19 protein-coding genes are annotated in these 20,388 nt (G+C 71.5%); 14 read left to right on the top strand and 5 right to left on the bottom strand.

What is annotated here, in order from left to right:
• Window positions 1-3 precede the first annotated feature (3 nt).
• The 12 genes from GPA10_RS12125 to GPA10_RS12070 all read left to right on the top strand — a co-directional run bounded on the left by GPA10_RS12125 (window position 4) and on the right by GPA10_RS12070 (window position 12,462).
• Complete coding sequence (locus tag GPA10_RS12125; protein ID WP_058850707.1) at window positions 4-243, top strand: acyl carrier protein; 240 nt, start codon at window positions 4-6, stop codon at window positions 241-243.
• On the top strand, window positions 240-1,871 hold the full coding sequence (locus GPA10_RS12120; protein WP_157165492.1) for a class I adenylate-forming enzyme family protein: 1,632 nt from the start codon (window positions 240-242) through the stop codon (window positions 1,869-1,871). The genes GPA10_RS12125 and GPA10_RS12120 overlap by 4 nt, the downstream gene beginning before the upstream one ends.
• A complete protein-coding gene (locus GPA10_RS12115; protein ID WP_157165491.1) occupies window positions 1,868-3,007 on the top strand; it encodes a beta-ketoacyl-[acyl-carrier-protein] synthase family protein in 1,140 nt (379 codons plus the stop codon). Before GPA10_RS12120 ends, GPA10_RS12115 begins: the two co-directional genes overlap by 4 nt.
• The gene (locus tag GPA10_RS12110; protein ID WP_157165490.1) at window positions 3,004-4,104 is read left to right on the top strand and encodes a beta-ketoacyl synthase N-terminal-like domain-containing protein; all 1,101 of its coding nucleotides are present in this window, start codon (window positions 3,004-3,006) and stop codon (window positions 4,102-4,104) included. Before GPA10_RS12115 ends, GPA10_RS12110 begins: the two co-directional genes overlap by 4 nt.
• A complete protein-coding gene (locus GPA10_RS12105) occupies window positions 4,101-5,312 on the top strand; it encodes a beta-ketoacyl-[acyl-carrier-protein] synthase family protein (protein ID WP_157165489.1) in 1,212 nt (403 codons plus the stop codon). Before GPA10_RS12110 ends, GPA10_RS12105 begins: the two co-directional genes overlap by 4 nt.
• Window positions 5,300-6,520 (top strand): beta-ketoacyl synthase N-terminal-like domain-containing protein, encoded by a 1,221-nt coding sequence (locus GPA10_RS12100; RefSeq protein ID WP_198351576.1) that lies wholly within the window; start codon window positions 5,300-5,302, stop codon window positions 6,518-6,520. Before GPA10_RS12105 ends, GPA10_RS12100 begins: the two co-directional genes overlap by 13 nt.
• Window positions 6,517-7,584: a TIGR03617 family F420-dependent LLM class oxidoreductase gene (locus tag GPA10_RS12095; RefSeq protein WP_157165487.1), complete on the top strand. Its 1,068-nt coding sequence runs from the start codon at window positions 6,517-6,519 to the stop codon at window positions 7,582-7,584. Before GPA10_RS12100 ends, GPA10_RS12095 begins: the two co-directional genes overlap by 4 nt.
• A 160-nt stretch (window positions 7,585-7,744) precedes the next feature.
• Window positions 7,745-8,566: an SDR family oxidoreductase gene (locus GPA10_RS12090; protein WP_157165486.1), complete on the top strand. Its 822-nt coding sequence runs from the start codon at window positions 7,745-7,747 to the stop codon at window positions 8,564-8,566.
• A 25-nt stretch (window positions 8,567-8,591) separates the two neighbouring features.
• Window positions 8,592-8,855, top strand: a complete 264-nt coding sequence (locus GPA10_RS12085) for an acyl carrier protein (RefSeq protein WP_058850715.1) — start codon at window positions 8,592-8,594, stop codon at window positions 8,853-8,855.
• Window positions 8,852-9,598 (top strand): 3-oxoacyl-ACP reductase FabG, encoded by a 747-nt coding sequence (fabG, locus tag GPA10_RS12080; protein WP_157165484.1) that lies wholly within the window; start codon window positions 8,852-8,854, stop codon window positions 9,596-9,598. Before GPA10_RS12085 ends, fabG begins: the two co-directional genes overlap by 4 nt.
• A gap of 145 nt (window positions 9,599-9,743) precedes the next feature.
• Complete coding sequence (locus GPA10_RS12075; RefSeq protein WP_198351575.1) at window positions 9,744-12,038, top strand: anthranilate synthase component I; 2,295 nt, start codon at window positions 9,744-9,746, stop codon at window positions 12,036-12,038.
• Window positions 12,028-12,462: a thioesterase family protein gene (locus GPA10_RS12070; protein ID WP_198351574.1), complete on the top strand. Its 435-nt coding sequence runs from the start codon at window positions 12,028-12,030 to the stop codon at window positions 12,460-12,462. Before GPA10_RS12075 ends, GPA10_RS12070 begins: the two co-directional genes overlap by 11 nt.
• Here the strand turns inward: GPA10_RS12070 and GPA10_RS12065 are convergent.
• Complete coding sequence (locus GPA10_RS12065) at window positions 12,441-12,731, bottom strand: hypothetical protein (protein WP_058850717.1); 291 nt, start codon at window positions 12,729-12,731, stop codon at window positions 12,441-12,443. The two genes, GPA10_RS12070 and GPA10_RS12065, sit on opposite strands and share 22 nt — an antisense overlap.
• 131 nt (window positions 12,732-12,862) lie before the next feature.
• Window positions 12,863-14,170: a phosphopyruvate hydratase gene (gene eno / locus GPA10_RS12060; protein WP_157165481.1), complete on the bottom strand. Its 1,308-nt coding sequence runs from the start codon at window positions 14,168-14,170 to the stop codon at window positions 12,863-12,865.
• Between the two features lie 241 nt (window positions 14,171-14,411).
• On the opposite strand from eno, the gene GPA10_RS12055 reads away from it, so the two are divergent.
• The gene (locus GPA10_RS12055; RefSeq protein ID WP_058850719.1) at window positions 14,412-14,834 is read left to right on the top strand and encodes a MarR family winged helix-turn-helix transcriptional regulator; all 423 of its coding nucleotides are present in this window, start codon (window positions 14,412-14,414) and stop codon (window positions 14,832-14,834) included.
• Here GPA10_RS12055 and GPA10_RS12050 read toward each other — a convergent pair.
• From GPA10_RS12050 to GPA10_RS12040, 3 genes are all read right to left on the bottom strand, one after another.
• A complete protein-coding gene (locus GPA10_RS12050; protein WP_157165480.1) occupies window positions 14,767-15,963 on the bottom strand; it encodes a winged helix DNA-binding domain-containing protein in 1,197 nt (398 codons plus the stop codon). The genes GPA10_RS12055 and GPA10_RS12050 overlap by 68 nt on opposite strands.
• Before the next feature lie 121 nt (window positions 15,964-16,084).
• On the bottom strand, window positions 16,085-17,077 hold the full coding sequence (locus GPA10_RS12045; protein WP_343040700.1) for a CehA/McbA family metallohydrolase: 993 nt from the start codon (window positions 17,075-17,077) through the stop codon (window positions 16,085-16,087).
• 38 nt (window positions 17,078-17,115) lie between these two features.
• Window positions 17,116-17,571 carry a lytic polysaccharide monooxygenase auxiliary activity family 9 protein gene (locus GPA10_RS12040; RefSeq protein WP_246259019.1) on the bottom strand — a complete coding sequence of 152 codons (456 nt, stop codon included), beginning with the start codon at window positions 17,569-17,571 and terminating at the stop codon, window positions 17,116-17,118.
• A 759-nt stretch (window positions 17,572-18,330) separates the two neighbouring features.
• On the opposite strand from GPA10_RS12040, the gene GPA10_RS12035 reads away from it, so the two are divergent.
• Window positions 18,331-20,157, top strand: a complete 1,827-nt coding sequence (locus GPA10_RS12035) for a multicopper oxidase family protein (RefSeq protein WP_246259018.1) — start codon at window positions 18,331-18,333, stop codon at window positions 20,155-20,157.
• The last annotated feature ends 231 nt before the right edge of the window (window positions 20,158-20,388 follow it).

The following is a 20,388-nucleotide window of genomic DNA, read 5'->3' as shown; positions in this document are numbered from 1 at the left end:
CCCGTGGTAACCGACCGGGATGTGCAGGAACTGGTGGCGGGTGTCCTGGAGATCGACGTTGCCGACGTCGGGATCGACAAGTCCTTCTACGTGGACCTGGAGATGGACTCGCTCCACAAGGCGGAGTTCATCGTGGCCCTGGAGCGTGCCTGCGGCGCGGAGTTCGCCCCGGCGGACGCCGCGCGGATGGACAGCGTCGGTGATGTGATGCGGCTGCTGCACGATCGGCACCGAGTGACATGAACTCCGCCACCGGCACGGCGAACCCGGTCGAGTCGCTGCTGCTCGGCCACCCCGGCGGCTGGCGCTGCGGGGTGGACCGCCGGGTGGGCGAGGTCACCTACGGCGGTCTGCGGGACGCGGTGACGGACTACGCGGGACGGCTGCGGGCTGCCGGGGTGCGGCCCGGCTGCCGCGCGGTCGTCGTCTCCGACGACTGCGTCGCGGCGGTCACCGCCGTACTGGGCCTGTGGTGGCACGGGTGCGTGCCCGTTGTGCTGCACCCGATGCTCCGGACCGCGGAGGTCGCCTTCATCGTCCGGGACAGCGAGGCGGAGTTCGCCGAGCTGAACGTCGCCCCGGAACAAGCCGGTGCCCTGCGGGCCGAACTGGCAGCGATCGACGCCGGGAGGAGAGCGGCCGGACAAGCCGGGCTGCTCGTCGGCCCCGGCCCGCTGCGGGCGGGTGGGCCCACGCCACCACCGGCCGGTTTCGCCGCGACCGACGAACTCCTGGTGCAGTACACCTCCGGCAGCACCGGCAGACCCCGGGGCGTACGGCACTGCCTGCGGGCGGTGCACGCGGTTCTGCGCGGTGCCGGCAGCCTCCTCGGCCTCACCCCCGACGACGTCGTGCTGTCCACGGCGAAACTGTCCTTCGGATACGGATTCGGCAACTCGCTGCTGTACCCGTACACGGCGGGCGCCTGCTCGGTGCTGCTCGACGGGCAGGCGGACCCGTACGGCGTCGCGGCGGCCCTCGCCGAGCACCGGCCGACGGTCCTGTTCTCCGTGCCCCGGCTCTACGCCGGTCTGCTCGAACTCGCCGAACGGGGCAAGGCGGTGCGGACCGGCTCGCTCCGTCTGGCCGTGGCCACCGGGGAGCATCTGCCCGGCGCCCTGGCCGCCCGGATCACCGAAGTGTTCGGCGTGCCGCTGCTCAACGGGTTCGGGGCGACCGAGGTCCTGCACACCGTGGTGGCGGCTTTCGCGGGGCCGGACACCGCGCGCGGTGCTCCGGCTGCGTCCGGTGGCACGCCGCCCGAGCGCCGTCCCCACAGGCGCGGGGCCGCCGGTCCCGGATCGATCGGCTTCCCCGTCCCCGGGGTGACCGCGACCGTGCGCGACGACGCCGGCAGGCCGGTGGGCGACGAGATCCCCGGCCGGCTGCACCTCGTCACCGGGTCGGCCGCGCTCGGCTACCTCAACCGCCCCGACGACACCGCCCGTACCTTCGCCGACGGCGGCGTCTACACCGGCGACATCGCCTACCGGACGCCCGGCGGCGAGCTCTGCCACGTCGGCCGCGCCGACGACATGCTCCTGCTCGGCGGCTACAAGATCGCACCTGCCGAGATCGAGCGCGTCGTCAGGGACGCCCCGGGGGTCGCCGACTGCGCGGTCGTGGGCAGCACCGACCGGACCGGCCTCGAACAGGCCACCGTGTACGTCGTGGCGCGGGATCCCGCCGACCCGGACCAGGTCCGCAAGGCGGTGAGGTCGGCCCTGCGCGCGGAGCTGGCCCCGTACAAGAGGCCCTCCCGGATCGAGCTCATCGGCGAACTCCCGGTCACCGCCAACGGCAAGCTGGCCCGCTTCCGGCTCCGCCCCCGGTCCGGCGGCCCCGTCGGCAGTCCGGAGGGCGGCGCATGAGCTGGGAGATCACCGGAATGAGCGCGGTGTGCGCCCTGGGCGACACCGTCGCCGACATCCACGGCGCCCTGTGCTCCGGCCGCTCGGGCCCGGCGCCGCTGTCGGCGTTCGACGCGTCCAAGTACCGCGCGGGAGCGGCGTACGAGGTTCCCGACCGGCTGCACCCGGGCGTGGAGGAGCCGCTGCGGGCGACCCGCTGGCTGGTCCGCGTGGTCCGGGAGGCCCTGGCCGACGCGGGTCTGCCGGAACCGGATCCCGGGCTGCCGGTCCTGGTCGGGACCACGCACCGCGAGATGCGGACCACCGAACTGTGGTGGCGGCACGAAGGCCCCCTCTCCCCCACCGACCTGCACTTCACCTCCGCCCTGCACACCGCCCTCGGCCTGCACCACGTGCACACGGTCGCGAGCGCCTGCGCGGCCTCGTTGTACGGACTGGGCATGGCCACCGACCTCATCGCCCTCGGAGAGGCGGACACCGTGGTGGTGGCGGGCACCGACGCGATCCCCGCGAGTTCCTTCGGCGGGTTCGACCGGATCCAGTTCCCGCCCCCGGACACCATCCGCGCCTTCGACCGGTCGCGCCGCGGCATGATCATGGGCGAGGGTGCCGTGGCGGTGGTGGTGCGGCGCGCCGGGGCGCACCTCGGCCGCGTGCACGGCCGGGTCCGGGGCGTGAGCATGAACTGCGACGCCTCGCATCCGACGGCGCCCGATGCCGCCGGGATCGTCCGGGCGATCGAGGACGCGCACCGGCGTGCGGCGGTCGCGCCCGACGACATCGACCTCGTCGTCGTGCACGGCAGCGGCACACCGCAGAGCGACCTGGCCGAAGCGGTCGCCCTGCGGGACGTCTTCAAGGCCGCCGACCCGGGCCCGCTCGTCACCGCGATCAAGGGCGGCATGGGCCACATCTCCGGCGGGGCGGGTCTTTTGAACCTCGTCGTCGCCCTCGAATCGGTCCGCACCCGGGCCCTGCCCGCGATCAGCGACCTCACAGCCCCGATCGAGGAGGCGAAGGACCTGCGCCTCGTCATCGGCGCGCCCGCCCCGGGGCCGTTCGGCACCGCGCAGGTGCACGCCGTCGGCATGGGCGGCATCAACGCCGTCGCGATCGTGGAAGGGGCGTCGCGGTGAGCGCCGCGGCTGCCGTGCGGACCGCGATCACCGGTGTGGGCTGGGCCGTCGCGGGACCCGGCTTCGACCCGGCGGTCGCCCTCGCCGTGCGCGGCATGCGGCACAAGGACCGGTCGTCGCGGTTCGCGGTGCGGGTGGCGCAGTGGACGCTGGAGGACGCCGGGCTCCTGAGCGCGCCGGAACTGGACGGCGCGGCGGTGGTCGTCTCCAGCAACTTCGGCAACCTGGACGCGGTGTGCGACTGCGTCACCACGATCGCCACCAGTTGCAGCAGGGACATCAGCCCGATGCGCGTTCCCCATCTGTCGAGCGCCGTCTCAGCGGCGTGGATCGCCCTCAACCACGGGATCCGCGGCCCGAATCTGACGCTGTGCAACGGTGCTTCGGGCGGGCTCGACGCCGTGGCCGCGGCACGCAACCTGATCGCGGCGGGCCGGGCCACGGCGGCGCTGGTGATCGGCGTGGAACCGGACACTGAGCCGGTGGCCCGACTGCACCGGGAGACCGGCGGCACGAGGTGGCTCGACGGGGCCGTGGGCCTGGTGCTCGAACCCGTGCCGCAGGCCGAGAGCCGCGGGGCGCGGATCCGCGCGGAGATCGGCGGGTACGGCAGAGCCGCCGACGAGCCGTCCGCCGTCCGGGCGGCGGGTGCCACGGCGATCCGGCGGCGCCTGGACGCCGAGCCCACCGTGCGGTTCGGGCGCTGCTCGGGGGCCCTCGGCGTGATGCAGTGCGCGATGGCTGTGGAGCGGATGGGGGACGAGGCGGTGCTTGCTGTCGCGGGGGCCGGGGCCGGGGCGGCCGGGGATGGAAGCGGGGCTCGGGCCGGGGCTGGAGATGTCAGCGGGGCTGAGGCTCGGGCCGGAGCCGGGGATGTCAGCGGGGCTGGAGCCTGGTCCGGGGCTGGAGCCTGGGAGTGCGACGGGACGTCCGTCTCGGCGCTGGTCCTCACGCCCCCTCGGGGAACGGCCCCCACGCCCCCTCAGGGACGGGCCTCCACTCCCCCTCGGGGAACAGCCCCCACACCCCCTCAGGGACGGGCCTCCACTCCCCCTCAGGGAACGGCCCCCACGCCCCCTCGTAGGAGGGACACATGAACACGTTCGCCAGCGATCCGCGTGTCGTGATCACCGGCCTGGGTGCGATCTCCTGCCTGGGCACGGGTGTCGGCGCCTACTGGGACGGCCTGCTCGCCGGCGGCGGGGAGCCGCAGGCGATTCCGCTGCCGGACCTCAACATGCGGACCAAGAAGATGTATCTCGTCGACCGGGCCGACGTGCCCGCCGAGCCGTCCTCCCACGCCGGCGTGGAGCTGGGAAGCAGCCCGCGCCTGGCGGTCGCCGCGGCCGAGCAGGCGCTCGCCGACGCAGGAGTGCGGGACGAGACGCGCGCGGCCGTCCCCGTGGTGCTCGGCGTCGAGCTGGGCAACTCGGACATGCAGGAGCTCCAGCGCAGCGCGGGACGGACGACATGGACGACGCTGACCCCCGCGGCGGCTGTCGTGGGCGCGGCCATCGGCTCCCGGGCGGCACAGACCAGCGTGGGGAACGCCTGCTCGGCCAGCGGGTACGCGCTGACGATCGGCCTCGACATGATCCGCGCGGGCGAGGCGAGCACGGTCCTGGTCGGCGGGGCCGAGGGAGCCACGCGGGCCGGGATGGGGGCGTTCAACCGGCTGGGAGCCGCGGATCCGCTGCGCTGCCGGCCCTTCGACCGGAACCGGGCCGGGACCATGTTCGGCGACGGCTCGGCCATGGTCGTGCTCGAAGCGGCCGAGCACGCCCGGCGGCGCGGCGCCGAACCGTACGCAGAACTGGCCGGTGCGGCCTGGAGCTGTGACGCCCACCATGCGACGGCCCCCGACCCCTCGGGGGACCAGATCGTCCGGGCGATGTCCGACGCGCTGGCTGACGCGAAGCTGAGCAGCAGCGACGTGGGCTGCGTCATCCCGCACGGGACGGGGACACCGCTCAACGACGTGGTGGAGAGCCAGGCCCTGCGCAGAGTCTTCGGCGCCCGCGTGCGCGAGCTGCCGCTCTTCTCGCTCAAGGCGATGATCGGCCACACGACCGGTGCGGCGGGCGCCTTCGCCTGCCTCACGGCGACCCTCGTGCTGCGCCACCGGCAGAGCCCGGCGAACATCCCCATCGACCAGGACCCGGAGTGCGACGTATGGGTTCCGCAGGAGCGTCCCGTGCCGTTGGCCGCGCCCGCCGTCCTGGTCAATACGTACGCGTTCGGCGGCAACAACACGTCCCTCGTCGTCAAGGGCGTCGTCAGGGAGGCATCGCAGTGGTCACCGTGAGCACCGCGGGCATCATGAGTACCGCGCGTACGGGTCAACTGGCCGTCGTCGGCCTGGGTCTGGTGGCTCCGGGCGTGTCCGGGCCCGCGGACGCGCCGGCTCCGGCCGGGGCGGTGGCTCCCGGCTGGTTCGAGGCGGAGTCCGCCCTGCCGGGACGCGGATACCGGCGGCTGCCCGACGCCTGCAAGTACCTGCTCGCCGCGTCGAGGCTGGCGGTCGGCGACGCCGGGGACCGGCTCGCGCAGACCGGACGTGACCATCGGGGCGCGGCGGTGGCCATCAACAACACCGGCGCGGCCCTGCTGGAGGAGATGGACCACACCATCATGCGTGCGGGCGCCGAGGAGATGTCTCCGTCGAGCAGCCCCTTCATCGCCATGAGTTCGTTCGCCAGCCGACTCTCGATGGAGCACGGCATCACCGGCTTCAACCTCACCGTCAACTCCCCCGTCACAGCGGGACTCGAGGCGTTGCAGATCGCGGCCCGCGCCGTCGCGGCGGGCCGGGCGCGGGCGGTCCTGGTGGCGGCGGTCGAGGAGGCCCTCTCGCCGTCCCAGACGCAGTCGCGGCGGCAGCCGCGGTCGCCGGTGAGCGGACCTCGGCCGCCGTCCGCCGCCGGGGCGTGGCCGCCGCCCACTGCCGGGGCGTGGCCGACATCCGCCGCCGACGCAGGGCCGTCGGCCGCCACCGGGCCACCGTCGCAGGCGTCCGCCGACGGAACGGAAGCAGGCGCCGCCGTGCTGTACTGCGAGCCCGTGGTGGGCGGATACGCGCGCTACGGCACATGCGGGGCGCGCGGTGCCTTCCTGGACCCGGAGTCGGCGGGGCGCGACGCCGATGCCGTCCTCGGACCGCTGTTGGGCGACGACCCGCCGGGCCGGATCGACGCGGTCCTCGACGACTCCGCGGTGGGCACGGCCGCCGCCCGGTGGCTCGACCGCCTCACGGGCGGCGCGTGCGAGGTCGTCGTCGTCGGGGCCCCCGCGCAGGCCGGCTGTCTCACCCCCTTGCAACGCGTCGTGGGCCTGTTCGCCCAGGAGCACACGGCCCCCACCCGGCGCGCCGTCCTGGCGGCCTCCGCCATGGGCACGCTCGCCTACGCCGAACTGACCGTCGCACCACGCCCTGCCGTGGAAGCCGACGACGGAGTCCCGTACCCGGCGGCGGAGTCGTCCGGGGCGTTCACGGAGGGAGCGTCACGGCCATGACTCGCCCCTCGGGCACCCGCCCCTCCGGACGCCGCATGAAGCTCGGCCTCAACTGTCCCGCGCATTTCCAGGACGTCCGGGTGGTCGCCGCCGAGGCCGAGGCGCGCGGCATCGACCAGTTCACCCTGGCGGAGACGGCGCGGAACCCGTTCCTGCAACTGGCCCGCGCGGCCGACACCACCTCGTCCATCGAGCTCGGCTCCGGCGTGGCGATCGCCTTCGCCCGCACCCCGATGACCATGGCGTACGAGGCCTGGGGTCTGCACGAGATCTCCGGCGGCCGTGCGGTGCTCGGCCTCGGCTCCCAGGTCAAGGCCCACATCACGCGACGTTTCGGCATGCCCTGGGACAAGCCGGCCGCGAGGATGCGGGAGTTCGTCCAGGCCGTGCGCACCATCTGGCACAGCTGGCAGACCGGCGACAGGCTCCGCTTCCGCGGCGACTTCTACCGCCACACGCTGATGCCCCCGCCCTTCACGCCGCCCCGGGTGGCCGCCCCGGTCCCGCCCATCCTCCTGGCCGGGGTCGGCCCGCTGATGGTGCGCAGCGCCGGGGCCGTCGCCGACGGCTTCGTCAGCCATGTCTTCACCACCGCCGAGTACGTGCGGCAGCAGGTGCTCCCGGCGATCGCCGAGGCCCGGTCCGCGGCCGAGGCGCAGGGCGCCGCGTGGACGGAGCGGCCGTTCGAGGTCGTCGGCAACGTCCTCACCGCGACCGGCCGCACGGAGGACGAACTGGCGCGCAGCGTCCGTGGCGTGCGGGAACGGATCGCGTTCTACGGGTCCACGCCGGCCTACCGCAAGGTCCTGGAGCAGCACGGCTGGGGTGCGTTGCACGACGAGTTGCACGCCCTGTCGCTGCGGGGCCGCTGGAAGGAGATGGGCGGGCTCGTCGACGACGAGGTGTTCGCGGCGTTCGCGGTCGCGGGCAGCCCTGCGGAAGCCGCCCGCGAGATCCACCGCCGCTACCGCGACGTGTTCACCACCGTGTGCGTCAGCTGGGAGCCGGAGACAGGCCCGGCACCGGCCCTGGACGTGCTCACCGAACTCCGGGCCCTCGACTGACCCGACTGACCACCCAGACACCCATCGACTCAGCTCGTCACAGATCAGCTCAGCACAGATCAATACATATCAATATAGTACAGTTCGGCACAGATCAGGTCAGCTCGGCATGGATACTCAGCTCAGCTCAGCTCGGCAAAGAGCAACAGGGAGGAAAGCGATGTTCGTTCCCCTTGAAGGTTCCTGGGCCCTGATATTCGGCGTCTCCAGCGGCATGGGCAAGGAGACCGCGCGAGCGCTGGCCGAGGCGGGCTGCCACATCATCGGTGTGCACTTCGACCTGGCCGAGGGGCAGCAGCAAGCGGAGCAGTACGCCAAGACCGTGGGCGAGCTGGGCGTCGAGGCCCACTTCTTCAACCGCAACGTCGCGGCCCCCAAGACACGTGCGGAGCTGGTCCCCGTCATCCATGACCTCACCTCCGGCGTCGGGCCACGGGTCGTCCTGCACTCGGTCGCCTACGGCACGCTGACCTCCCTGCTCCCGTCCGCGCCGGGCGGCGGGCAGGACCAGGACGCCGTGCTCCCGGAGGTCACGCCGAAGCAGCTCGCCATGACGGTGGACGTCATGGGCCACAGCCTCGTGTACTGGATCCAGGACCTGGTGCAGGCGTCGTTGCTGCCGCGCGGGGCGAAGGTCTTCGCCATGACCAGCGCGGGCGGAGCCCGGGTCCTTTCCGGTTACGCGCCCGTCGCGGCGGCGAAGGCCACGCTGGAGTCGCACGTCCGCAACCTCGCGGTGGAACTCGCCCCTCGGGGCGTGGCGGTGAACGCGATCCGCGCAGGCACCACCATCACTCCGGCACTGGAGAAGATTCCGGGCAACCAGAAGCTGATCGACCACTGCCGGGACATCAACCCGGGCGGACGCCTGACACGTACCGAGGACGTGGCCGAGGCGATCGTCGCCCTGTCCGTCTCGGACTCGTCATGGCTCACCGGAAACGTCATTGGAGTCGACGGCGGCGAAGCACTCGTCGTCTGAACCGAGACCGAAGGAGAGCGGCATCGTGTCAGGCAACCCGACAGCCGGCGTCAACCGCGAGGATCTGCGCGCACTGATCGCCGAGGAACTCGAACTGCCCACCGAGGAAGTCACCGACGAAGCCAACCTCAAGACCGACCTGGCGGTGGACTCGCTCACCGCCATGGAAGTCGCCGTGCAACTGGAGAAGAAGTACCGCATCAAGATCGACGAGGAGGAGATCAAGTCGCTGACCACCCTGGCGACCATCCACCGGCTCGTCTCCGCCAAGGTCGAGACGGCGCGATGACCGACGGGGGCAGGCCCGTGGCGGTGGTGACGGGCGGATCGCGCGGCATCGGTCGGGCCACCGTACTGCGTCTGGCGGCCGACGGCTTCGACGTGGCGTTCTGCTGTCTCTCCAGGCCGGAGCGGGCCGATGAGGTGGCGGCCGAGGCGCGCCGCGCCGGTGCGCGGGTGCTCGCCCGCAAGACCGACGTCTCGGTCGCGGGCCGGGCCGCGGAACTCGTGTCGGAGACGGAGGCCGAACTCGGCCCGCTGGCCGCGGTGGTGGCCAACGCCGGTGTCGTACGGGACCGGCCGCTCGCCGGGATGGCCGACGACGAGTGGGACACGGTGCTCCGTACGAATCTCGACGGCACCTATCACATCTGCCGTGCCGCGGCGCGGTCGTTGATGCGGCACGGCAGCGGAGCCATCGTGACCCTCTCCTCCGTGGCGGGCATCCACGGCAACGTCGGCCAGTCGAACTACGCGGCGTCGAAGGCCGGGATCATCGGCTTCACCAAGTCCATCGCGAGGGAGCTCGGCCGGTTCGGCGTACGGGCCAACTGTGTCGCGCCCGGCCTGATCACGACGGACATGACCGATGGACTCGGCGAGGATAAGCTCAAGGAACAGGTCAGAAGAATCCCGCTCCGCCGCCCCGGAACCCCCGACGAGGTCGCCGACCTGGTGTCCTTCCTGATCTCCGGGCGCGCCGCCTACATCACGGGCCAGGTCCTCGGAATCGACGGCGGCTTCTCGCCCTGACCCCCTGGCCCCCTGATCCCGTGATCCCGTGATCCGCGTTCGCGATCCGCGATCCGCGTTCGTGATCCGTGATCGTGATCCGTGATCCGTGATCCGCGATCCGTGATTCCGTGAAAGCGCCATGTTCGGAACCGGGAGGACGACCATGGACACCACTTGCACGGTGACGCCGTTCGACCCCGCCGACCTCGAGCGGATCGCCGGCCTCGTCGACTTCCGGCGCGGCGGCGTGCTCAGTTCCGGGATGGAGTACCCGGGACGGTACAGCCGCTGGGCCATGGCCTATGTCGACCCGCCCGTCGAGATCGTCGCCGTCGGACGGCGCCTCACCGCACGCGCCTTGAACGAGCGCGGCCGCCTGATCCTGCCCGTGGTCCTCACGGCCATGCGACGGGCAGGCCGGCCGACGGGCGAGCACTCCGTCGTCGTACCGGAACCGGACCGTATGGTCCCCGAGGAAGAACGGACACGGCGGCCGACCGTGTTCAGCGCGCTGCGCGAGATCGTGGCGGCGTTCCGGACCGACGATCCGCATCTCGGCCTGTACGGCGCGTTCGGGTACGACCTGGCGTTCCAGTTCGAGCCGCTGCGCCGGCGCCTGCACCGGCCGGAGACGCAACGGGACCTGGTCCTCCATCTGCCGGACGAGATCTGGGTGGTGGACCGCAAGCGGGAGGTGTCGAGCCGGTACGCGTACGAGTTCGAGGTGGACGGCGTCTCCACGGCGGGCCTGCGGCGCGGTACCGGACCGGCGCGTCCGGGCACAGCACCGCCGTGTTTCCTGCACGACGGCACTCGGCCCGGGAGTGACGAGCTCCGTCCCGAGCTGGACGGTCCTCGGCCCGGGGTGTACGCGCGACTCGTCGAGCAGGCACGGCAGCGGTTCGCCCGGGGCGAGCTGTTCGAGGTGGTGCCCAGCCACACGTTCCACGGCCGGTGCCCCTCACCGGCCGCCTTCTACGGGTTGCTGCGCCGCCGCAACCCCGCCCCCTATGAGTTCCTGTTCAACCTGGGAGCCGGGGAGTTCCTGGTCGGTGCGTCACCGGAGATGTACGTGCGGGTGACGGGCGACCGGGTGGAGACGTGCCCGATCGCGGGCACCATCAGGCGTGGCGAGGGCCCGCTGGAGGACGCGGCGAACATCGCCGAGCTCCTCGGGTCGGCGAAGGAGGAGTCCGAGCTGACCATGTGCACCGACGTGGACCGCAACGACAAGGCCCGGGTGTGCGTGCCGGGATCGGTGCGGGTGCTCGGGCGGCGGCAGATCGAGATGTACAGCCGCCTCATCCACACCGTGGACCACATCGAGGGCCGGTTGCGGCCGGAGTTCGACGCGCTGGACGCGTTCCTCACCCATATGTGGGCGGTCACCGTGACCGGGGCGCCCAAGGCCTGGGCGATGCAGTTCATCGAGAACCACGAGGACACGCCTCGGCAGTGGTACGGCGGCGCCGTCGGGAAGATCGGTTTCGACGGTTCGATGAACACCGGCCTCACGCTGCGGACCGCGCACATCACCGGCGGTATCGCCGCGGTGCGGACCGGCGCGACGCTGCTGTACGACTCGGTGGCGGAGGCCGAGGAGCAGGAAACCCACATCAAGGCCCGCGCTCTGCTGGAGACGCTCGCGGAGGCGGCCTCCCCGCAGGGTCCCGCCCCCGGGCACGAGCCGGACGCCGCCACCGCATCGCACCCGACGGGCGCCGCCGCTCTCCGGGAGGGCAAGGGGTCCGACGCCGCGGGAGCCACCGCGCCGCGGGTGCTCCTGGTCGACCACCAGGACTCGTTCGTCCACACGCTGGGCGACTACTTCCGGCAGGAGGGCGCCGAGGTGATCACGCTGCGGTACGGGTTCCCGCCCGCGCTCCTCGACGAGTACGGGCCGGATCTGGTGGTCCTTTCGCCGGGGCCGGGGCTGCCGTCGGACTTCGCGTGCGCCGCACTGCTCGACGAGGTGTACGGGCGGGGGCTGCCGGTGTTCGGGGTGTGCCTGGGGCTGCAGGCGATGGTGGAGCACGCGGGCGGCCGCCTGGCGATCCTGCCCGAACCCGAGCACGGCAAGCCGGGCCTCGTCCGGGTGTCCGGCGGCACCCTCCTCGACGGGCTCGGTCCGGAGTTCACCGCCGGGCGGTACCACTCGCTGTACGCGCCGCCCGACGAGGTCCACGGCGGATTCACGGTGACGGCAGCGACGTCCGACAGGGTGACGATGGCGATCGAGGATCCGGCGGCGGGCCGCTGGGCGCTGCAGTTCCATCCGGAGTCGATCCTCACCGCGTCCGGCCGGACCGGCCACCGGATCATCGCCAGGGTGCTCGAACTGTGCCGGGAGCGGACGCGTGCCGCAGCGCAGGGTGCCGCCCGCAGCGCCTCCGCGCTGAACTCGGCCGACTCCGAGAGGGATTGGGCGGCGATCGATGATCGAGCCGGTGCACGTTGACCATCAGCACGTCGTCTGGGCGGACACGGACGCCGGAGGCCGTATCCACTGGTCGGTGGTGTGCCGCTGGGCAGAAGCCGCCGAGCACACCTATCTCCGTACGCTCGGCTGGCAGCCCGAGGAGGCGCGTTCCTTTCCCCGGCGCTCGACCAGGGCCACGTACCACCGGCCGTTGCGCTTCGGCCAGCGGTTCGAGCTGCGTCTCGGCATCGAACGCGTGGGCACCAGCAGCGTCACCTTCGTCTGGACGGTGGTCAGCGAGGGCGAGACGTGTGTCAGCGGCAGGCACACGGTGGTGCACATCGACGGTGCCGGGCGCCCGGCTCCGTGGCCGGACCACCTTCGTGCCGGGTTGGCCGGTGGTGGCCGCGGTGCGGGGAGCGGGGCGCAGGCCCGCACGGGTCAGGGCACGTCGCCGGAGTAGTGGAAACGGCAGATCACGCCCGGACCCGGTCTGCGGGGTTCGTCGGGCCGCGGCCCGTACAGCGACCGGCCGCCGGGGAACCGGCCCAGCTCGGTCGGGAGGGCGACGCCCTCGTCGATGTCCTCCGGCAGCCAGCCCGTGATGTGCAGCAGCAGTCCGTCCAGCGGGCCGCCCGTCAGCGCGGCATACGTCCGGTCCGCCAGCGGGCCGGGGTCGTCGTGGTCACGGCCGTACACCCGGCCGCGCAGCAGTTGCTCATCGCCGTTCATACCTTCAGCTTTCCAGCTGCCACTGACAACGCCGCTCGTCAAACCCTGACGTCGATGCCCGGTGGCACTTCCCGCCGCTGCCCACTGCCGCGCCCTGCTGCACGCTGCTGCCCGCTGCTGCCCGCTGCTGTTCACGCCCGACGCAGTGCGGAGTGGCCCGCGAAGCGTGCCGAGTCGCCCAGTTCCTCCTCGATCCGGATCAGCTGGTTGTACTTCGCCGTGCGGTCCGAGCGGGAGAGCGAGCCGGTCTTGATCTGGCCGCAGCCGGTCGCCACCGCCAGATCCGCGATGGTGGTGTCCTCCGTCTCGCCCGAGCGGTGCGACATGACGACCGTCCAGCCCGCCTGGTGGGCCGTGGCCACCGCGGCGAGTGCCTCGGTCAGGGTTCCGATCTGGTTGACCTTCACCAGGATGGAGTTGGCGACGTCGGTCCGGATGCCCTCGCGGAGCAGCGTCTCGTTGGTGCAGAACACGTCGTCCCCGGTGAGCTGGCAGCGATCGCCGACGCGGGCGGTCAGCTCGCGCCAGCCGTCCAGGTCGTTCTCCGCCATCGGGTCCTCGATGGACACGATGGGGTACGTGTCGATGAGCTTGGCCAGGTAGTCGGCGTTCTCGGACGGGGTGCGGCGCACTCCCTCGCCCGCGTAGTCGTACACCCCGTCGCGGAAGAACTCCGACGACGCCGGGTCCATGATCAGGCCGATGTCCGTGCCCGGACGGTAGCCGGTGCGCTCGATGGCGGTCATCACGAAGTCGAGCGCTTCCTCGGCGGTGCGCAGCGCGGGCGCGAAGCCGCCCTCGTCGCCGACGCCCGTGGAGTGCCCGGCGGCCAGCAGGTCGCGGCGCAGGGTGTGGAAGACCTCGCTGCCCATGCGGACGGCCTCGGCGAAGGTGTCCGCGCCCACCGGCGCGATCATGAACTCCTGGAAGTCCAGCGGATTGTCGGCGTGGGCGCCGCCGTTGACGATGTTCATCATCGGCAGCGGCAGGAGGTGGGCGTCGGCGCCGCCGAGGTAGCGGTAGAGGGGCAGGCGGTGGGCGGCCGCGGCGGCCTTGGCGGTGGCGAGGGAGACGCCGAGGATCGCGTTGGCGCCGAGCCGGGACTTCGTGGCGGTGCCGTCGAGGGCGACGAGGGCGGCGTCGAGACCCGCCTGGTCCGCGGCGTCCCGGCCGCGTACGGACGCCGCGATCTCCCCGTTGACGTGGGCGACCGCGCGGTCGACGCCCTTGCCGTGCCAGCGCGCGGAGTCGCCGTCACGCAGTTCCACGGCCTCCCTGGCGCCGGTGGAGGCACCCGAGGGGACAGCCGCGCGCCCCAGGGATCCGTCCGCCAGGACGACATCGACCTCGACCGTGGGATTGCCACGGCTGTCGATGATCCGGCGGGCGGTGACGGTCTCGATGGCGGCGTCGATGGGTGTGGCTGCCTGTATGGACATGGGAGGTCCTCCCCGTTGTCGTATGCCGTGGCCCCGGCTGCGACAACGCTGGCGCTGAGCCCGACGAAGCCAAACCATACAGCATTGCTGTTCAGTTTTGCTGTGCAGCATGACTGTGTAGCCTTGCTGTGCAGTAGCGCTGTGCAGCATGACTGCGTAGCTTCGCTGTGCAGTAGCGCTGGGCATTAGCGCTGTGCAGGTCAGGTGCACAGTTTTGCTGGCCAGCGGGGTAAAATCCCCTATGCCCACCTCGGAAGCCGCCGCCATCGCCGCCGAACTGCGCACCGCTATGGGCAAGCTCACCCGACGCGTCAAGCACGAGGACCTCATCCCCATGGGCCAGGTTGCCGTGCTCGGCGCACTCGACCGCGACGGCGCCATGACCACCAGCGACCTCGCCGCCGATCAGCGCGTACGCCCCCAGTCGATGGCCCGCGCGGTGGGCCTCCTCATGGAGCAGAACCTGATCACGCGCCGCGCGCACCCCACGGACGGCCGCAAGTCCCTGGTCGAGCTGTCGGACGCGGGCCGTGCCGCACTCGAAGCGGAGCGGGGCCGCCGGGTCGGCTGGCTCGCGCAGGCCATCGAGGCGGAACTCACCGACGAGGAGCAGGCGTTGCTGGCACGGAGCGCCGCGCTCCTGGAGCGGCTCGCCGCGCACTGACGGTCACTCTCTCGGCATGGGGGAACCCCTTCTCCCACCAGTGCCGGTAGCGCCGGTAGACAGTCGGCTCCCGGTCGGCGAGCAGCACCGACAGTTTCTCCGCTTCCTCCGTCAGGCCTTGCCACTCGGCCTTGGCGAGCTTGCGGAAGGCGGTCAGTTCAAGGCCGTCGTCAGTGGTGCGCCAGACCCCCGCGACCCGCCCGTCGACGAGGAGACAGGGCAGCACGTCGCCGTTGCGCCGGACGACCAGCGGCCGGTACTCCTGGGGCATGAACCGGCCGGGGACGGTGTGGGCCAGGAGGGAGCTGTCCCACATGGGCAGCAGCCTCGGCGGCACCGGGGTGTCCTCGGCGGGCACGGTGGCGTCCGCCAGGTCGAACAGCGTGGTGTCGTCCGGGCCGGTCACGCGTACCACCTGGTCGCCGAGTTCCTGTAGCGCCCGGGTCGCGGCAGGACGCCCCAGCCGGGTGAAGCGGGCGAAGTCCTGGGCGGTCGCGGGACCGAACGCCCGCAGATAGGAGCGCAGCAGCCACTGGACACCGGTGTCCGCTTCCTCCGGCAGGGGCACGGGGGCCGCCGACGAGCCGACGTAGGAGTTCGGCAGGGTGAACGACCACGGGCCGCCGACCGGCGCGTGCCGCACGGGCGCGTACGCGCGCAGCGCCCACCACAGCCGGTGCGCGTGTTCCCCGAACCGTCCCGTGACCTCGCTCTCCACCTCCGCGCCCGTGCGGGGCCGCGCCAGGAATCCGGCGAGCTCCGGGAGCAGCCCGTCGGCGTCCGCGGGAGTCAGTCCTGTCGCGAGGAAACGGCGGTCGGCAAGCCGCGACGTCCGCAGAGCGGTCAGCAGGGCGGCACGGTAGGGACCGTAGTCGTCGGCATGAACGGCGTGCAGCGTGATCCGCATCAGGGTCGCCTTCACGATCCGGCCGTCGGCGAACGCCGCGTCGAGGTCCGCGGGCACGAAGTCCCGTACGCGGTTCCACAGGGCCACGTACGGTGACGCCGGGGTCTGCGCCTGCAGAGCGCACACCTGACGGACCGCCTCCGCCACTTCGAGGCGTCGGCGTTCCAGCAGGAGCTGACGGTCCAAGGTGGCCAGGGTGAGCTGTCGCGTCGTGAGGCTCATGGCCGGATCATGCCATTCTTACTGCTCCGTACGTTCGGCCTCCTCCCTCCGCTCCGTACGTGCGGCCCGCCCTCGTCGCCCGGTACGTGCGGCCCGCCCTCGTCGCTCCTTTCCGTTCCGCTCACATCAGAATGATCGGATTGCTGAGCACGGCCATGTGCCCGTCGGGACGGCGTACTTCGATCCGGACGAACGACGCGTCCGCCGCGCTGGTGCGCCACTCCAGGACATCCGCTCCCGTGCGCGTCAACGACTCCTGGTGCACCTTGCCTCGTTCGGTGTGGAAGCTGGCTGTTCCCGACGGCACCCCGCGTATGTGCACGCGCGCTACGACCGGCGCGGCACCGGCCTCCAAACGGTCGCCGATCCCGGCGCTCCGACCACCGGCGGAGACCGTGAACTCCAGCTCGACAGCCGCTGATCCCGCGATCCAGGTCCGGCCCGCGCGGACCCCGGCGAGGATGTGTTCGGCACTCAGGCCCTCGGCCGCCACGACGGTGTGCGGGACACCGATCTGCCCCTTGAGGTGGGTGTCACTGTTGCCCATGGCCGGCCGCCACCCTCCGTGGCCGATGCCCGCAGCCAGGCTCCGCCCCCACTCGGCCAGCGCCGCCTCGTTGTCCGCCTGCCACGGCACATGCGAACTCCACGGCCCGTTCCACACCTCGACCACATCGAATCCCTGGTACGGGTACATGAACGTGCCGGAGGGGTACGGCGCGTGCGGGTGAGCCGCGACGCAGAGCCCCCCGGCCCGGTGCACCTCGTCCAGACGCCGGTCGATGGCTTCGTCGCCCACTCCGTAGCGCCAGTCGACGACGTGCCCGGGAGGCAGTCCCACCGCGAGCCAGTGCCCTGTCCGGGTGACCACCTCCTGGCCGAGGATCACCAGCAGGTCGTCGTCGGCCTGTCGGCTCCATACGTCATGTGTCCCGGACGTGTTGTGCTCGGTGGCCGCGAGGAAGTCGAGCCCTGCCGCGCGGCCGTCGGCCACCAGTTGTCCCGGCGTCAGCTCCCCGCCGCTCGACACCGTGGAGTGCACATGGCAGTCTCCCCGGTACCAGCCGCTTCCCCGGCGCGTCCCCGACGGCGGAGCGGAGTCCGGCTCGGCCACTGCCCCCTTGAGGCTTGCCGATCGGGTACCGGGAACACTCAACGGATGTTCACGTCGATACAGGCATAGAACGCATTCGCCGTGTCTGCGATGTTCCACACCGCCAGAACCTTCTGCCCGCCACTGATGTTCCCGAAGTCGACCTTGTGGCGGACGAACTGAGGTGGTTGTCCCCCGCCCTGGTCGAACTCCGCGACCTTCCGGGAACCGACGAAGTACTGCCAGGTGCTCGTGCTGTGCTGGGCGGTCAACCGCCACGTGAACGTGGTCGAACTGGCGACGTCGTGGACGGCCCAGCCCTTGCCGTCGTCGTCCAGATCCGCGAACTGGGCGTTGCCGCCACTGCAACTCCTCAGGCCCTTGGGGCCTTCCACGGCATCGGGCTCCCACTTGATGGGGCCGCACTCCACACTTCCGTTGAAGCACTGGTCCTGGCGGCTTGCGGGCGAGGTGACCCAGCCGTGTGCCTGCGCGGGGGTGGCAGGGAGGCTCATGACAATGAGTGGCGCGAGGCCCAGGACCAAGGCGGTGGCCACCGCCCTTCTGGCGGCCTTCTTCGTAGGTTTTTTCGCGGGCATGACAACCCCTTCCCTTATTGGACCGGACCATAGCGGGCGGCGGTGCGCGGTCAAGAGTCACGGGGCAGAAGCGGCCAGGCGGCACACCGCGCCCACCCCTCTGCCCGGAATCAATCCCTCCTCGACAGGTGGTCGTCATCCATCACCCCGGTGAACAAGACAGAATCGCGTGCCGCCCGTCCCGTCGTCACCATGAGTGATGGCAAGCACATGCCGATCCCACCGGGAGAGCACCAGTTCGGGCCCTCAACCCGTACGGGTGATGTTGGCGTGTAGTGGGTGCCGGTAGGAACTACTCCGAGCCATGCGCGGTCCTCCCAGCAGAACTGCCGCTTGCAGACCACCTGTTCAAGAGGAAGGTGGCGGCGTCAGCCGAAACGGGGGATGAACGTGTCCGAAATCGATCAGAGTGCCGGTAGTCCGCCGGACACCGGCGACGGAACCGGAACTGAAGATGGAACCGGAACCGGAACCGGAACCGAAGCCGGCGTCGGAGCCGTATCCGGGAGCGAAGCCGGAACCGGATCCGGAGCTGGAGATGGAGCTGGAGCCAGCGGCGAGGCCGCAGCCGGTGGCGAGAGTGCCAGCGGGCGCGGCACGGGTGTCACGGGTGGCACGGGTGGCACGGGTGCCGTCGAAACCGGGCCCGTGGAACTGGTACCGCATCTTGATCCGTTGCCGATCCCGCCGGTCCTGCGACCGCACCGCGGGACGGTCACGACGAAGGAGGGGGCGACCACGGGCGCCGGGGAACTCACCGTGCATCTGCGCGAGACCTGGGTCCAGCTCCACTCCCAACTGCCGCCCACCCGCGCCTGGGGGTACGAAGGACACGTCCCGGGCCCCACCATCGAGGTACGCCGGGGCAGGCCGTTGACGGTCGTCTGGCGCAATCACATCGCCAAGGGCGACTACCCGGTCCTCGCCTACGAGGTACCGATGGAACAGCCGCCCGCGTCCAACCGTCCCGGCAGGACGGAAGCGGGCGCCGAGGAGGTCAAGGGCGTCTCCGCGCTGCCGCCGTGGTCGGTGACGCATCTGCACGGCGCGGTCACCGGCGCGGACAACGACGGGTGGCCGGAGAACGGCACCTCCCGCAACGAGGCGCAGTACGCCTCGTACCCGAACGACCAGCGGGCCTGCGGCCTCTGGTACCACGACCACGCCATGCACATCACGCGTTTCAACGTACAGAGCGGCCTCGCGGGAATGTACCTCGTACGGGACGTCGAGGAGGACGCGCTGGCGCTCCCGAGCGGGGCGTACGAGGTCCCGCTGATGATCGCCGACCGCAACCTCGACACCGACGGGGAGGGCCGGCTGTCGGGCCGGCTGCTGCACAAGACGGAGATCATCCAGCGGGACGAGCACGGCAAGAACGTCACCCTGCCCTTCAGCGGCCCGTACACGCTGGTCAACGGGGCCGTCTGGCCGCATCTGGAGGTCGCGGCGCGCTGGTACCGCTTCCGTGTCCTCAACGCCTCCAACGCCCGGGTGTACCGCCTCGCGCTCATCGACGAGGCGACCGGCGAGACGGTCACCGGGGCGGTCAAGCAGATCGGCACGGACGCCGGACTCCTGCCCCGGCCGGTCGCCGTCGACGGTCCGCTGGCGCTCGCGCCCGCCGAGCGCGTGGACCTGCTGATCGACTTCTCCCGGTTCCGCGGCCGCAGGCTGCGCCTCGTCAACACCACGGACAAGGTCGCTCCGGGGAAGCCCGATCCGGGCAGCGGGCTGCCGTTCCCACACGTCCTGCAGTTCCGGGTCCGCCCGCAGCGCGAGTACGATCCGTTCCTGCTGCCGGCGGTCCTCTCGCCGTCCTTCCGCCGCATCACCCACGAGAACATCCCGCACCACGGCCACCGCCTGGTGGTCCTGACCCCGCCCGGGACCAAGGGCGGCGGGGGGCACCCGGAGATCTGGGAGATGCGCGAGACGAAGCGTGTGGGCGAGGCCCGCGACGGGATCATCGAGATAGCGAACGCGTCGGGCAGGATACGGGCGTACGAGCGGATCGCCCGCACCTTCGACGACACCCCGGGGTTCACGGTGGAGTCGGACGCCTGGGAGCAGTGGGAGTTCCTCAACCTGGCACCCAACGTGATCAACCTGCCCATGGCCGCCGCCACGCCGATGCACCCCATGCACATCCATCTGACGTCCTTCCAGGTCATCAGCCGCGACGCCTTCGACATCCGGGGGTTCGACCCGTCCCTGGGCGGGACCGTCACACCGGTGGCCCCCCTGCGCAAGCTGCCGGTCGGCGTGCACGAGGAGGGCTGGAAGGACACCGTCCAGGCCTACGGCGAGCAACGCGTCTCGGTCGTCGGACAGTTCACCGGCGGCTCGGGGCGGTTCGTCTACCACTGCCACGTACTGGAGCACGAGGACGCCCACATGATGCGGCCGTTCATCGTCCAGCCGCGCGAAGTGACCGCCCTCAGCCCGCACGCGGGGCACGGCGGGCATGACAATTCCGTGGCGAACCCCGACCCGAAGTAGTTCCCTACGCGCCCCTTCCCTCCCCATCCCGCCCCTTCTCGCCCCTTCCCGCCCCTTCTCGGAATGACGCCCAAGGTGACTGTTCCGGGAAGGGGCGGCCGATGTCGACACGTGCCAGGATTCCGCTTTTATCTATTGCATACCAGGCGTGTCACACACGCCACAGGGGCAACATATTCAAGATTGTTTCAGAAATTGATTGACACTCGGTAGAGCCGGATCGTAGCTTGA

Source organism: Streptomyces typhae, assembly GCF_009755605.1.
In the GTDB taxonomy this organism is placed as follows: Bacteria; Actinomycetota; Actinomycetes; order Streptomycetales; family Streptomycetaceae; genus Streptomyces; species Streptomyces typhae.
This window is presented reverse-complemented; position numbering and strand designations above follow the sequence as displayed.

What these genes read in the sequence shown, in the direction of transcription:
- GPA10_RS12120 (WP_157165492.1), top strand. Translation starts at nt 240, where the DNA reads ATGAACTCCGCCACCGGCACGGCGAACCCGGTCGAGTCGCTGCTGCTC.
- GPA10_RS12115 (WP_157165491.1), top strand. Translation starts at nt 1,868, where the DNA reads ATGAGCTGGGAGATCACCGGAATGAGCGCGGTGTGCGCCCTGGGCGAC.
- GPA10_RS12105 (WP_157165489.1), top strand. Translation starts at nt 4,101, where the DNA reads ATGAACACGTTCGCCAGCGATCCGCGTGTCGTGATCACCGGCCTGGGT.
- GPA10_RS12095 (WP_157165487.1), top strand. Translation starts at nt 6,517, where the DNA reads ATGACTCGCCCCTCGGGCACCCGCCCCTCCGGACGCCGCATGAAGCTC.
- GPA10_RS12090 (WP_157165486.1), top strand. Translation starts at nt 7,745, where the DNA reads ATGTTCGTTCCCCTTGAAGGTTCCTGGGCCCTGATATTCGGCGTCTCC.
- fabG (WP_157165484.1), top strand. Translation starts at nt 8,852, where the DNA reads ATGACCGACGGGGGCAGGCCCGTGGCGGTGGTGACGGGCGGATCGCGC.
- GPA10_RS12075 (WP_198351575.1), top strand. Translation starts at nt 9,744, where the DNA reads ATGGACACCACTTGCACGGTGACGCCGTTCGACCCCGCCGACCTCGAG.
- GPA10_RS12065 (WP_058850717.1), bottom strand. Translation starts at nt 12,731, where the DNA reads ATGAACGGCGATGAGCAACTGCTGCGCGGCCGGGTGTACGGCCGTGAC.
- eno (WP_157165481.1), bottom strand. Translation starts at nt 14,170, where the DNA reads ATGTCCATACAGGCAGCCACACCCATCGACGCCGCCATCGAGACCGTC.
- GPA10_RS12055 (WP_058850719.1), top strand. Translation starts at nt 14,412, where the DNA reads ATGCCCACCTCGGAAGCCGCCGCCATCGCCGCCGAACTGCGCACCGCT.
- GPA10_RS12050 (WP_157165480.1), bottom strand. Translation starts at nt 15,963, where the DNA reads ATGAGCCTCACGACGCGACAGCTCACCCTGGCCACCTTGGACCGTCAG.
- GPA10_RS12040 (WP_246259019.1), bottom strand. Translation starts at nt 17,571, where the DNA reads ATGAGCCTCCCTGCCACCCCCGCGCAGGCACACGGCTGGGTCACCTCG.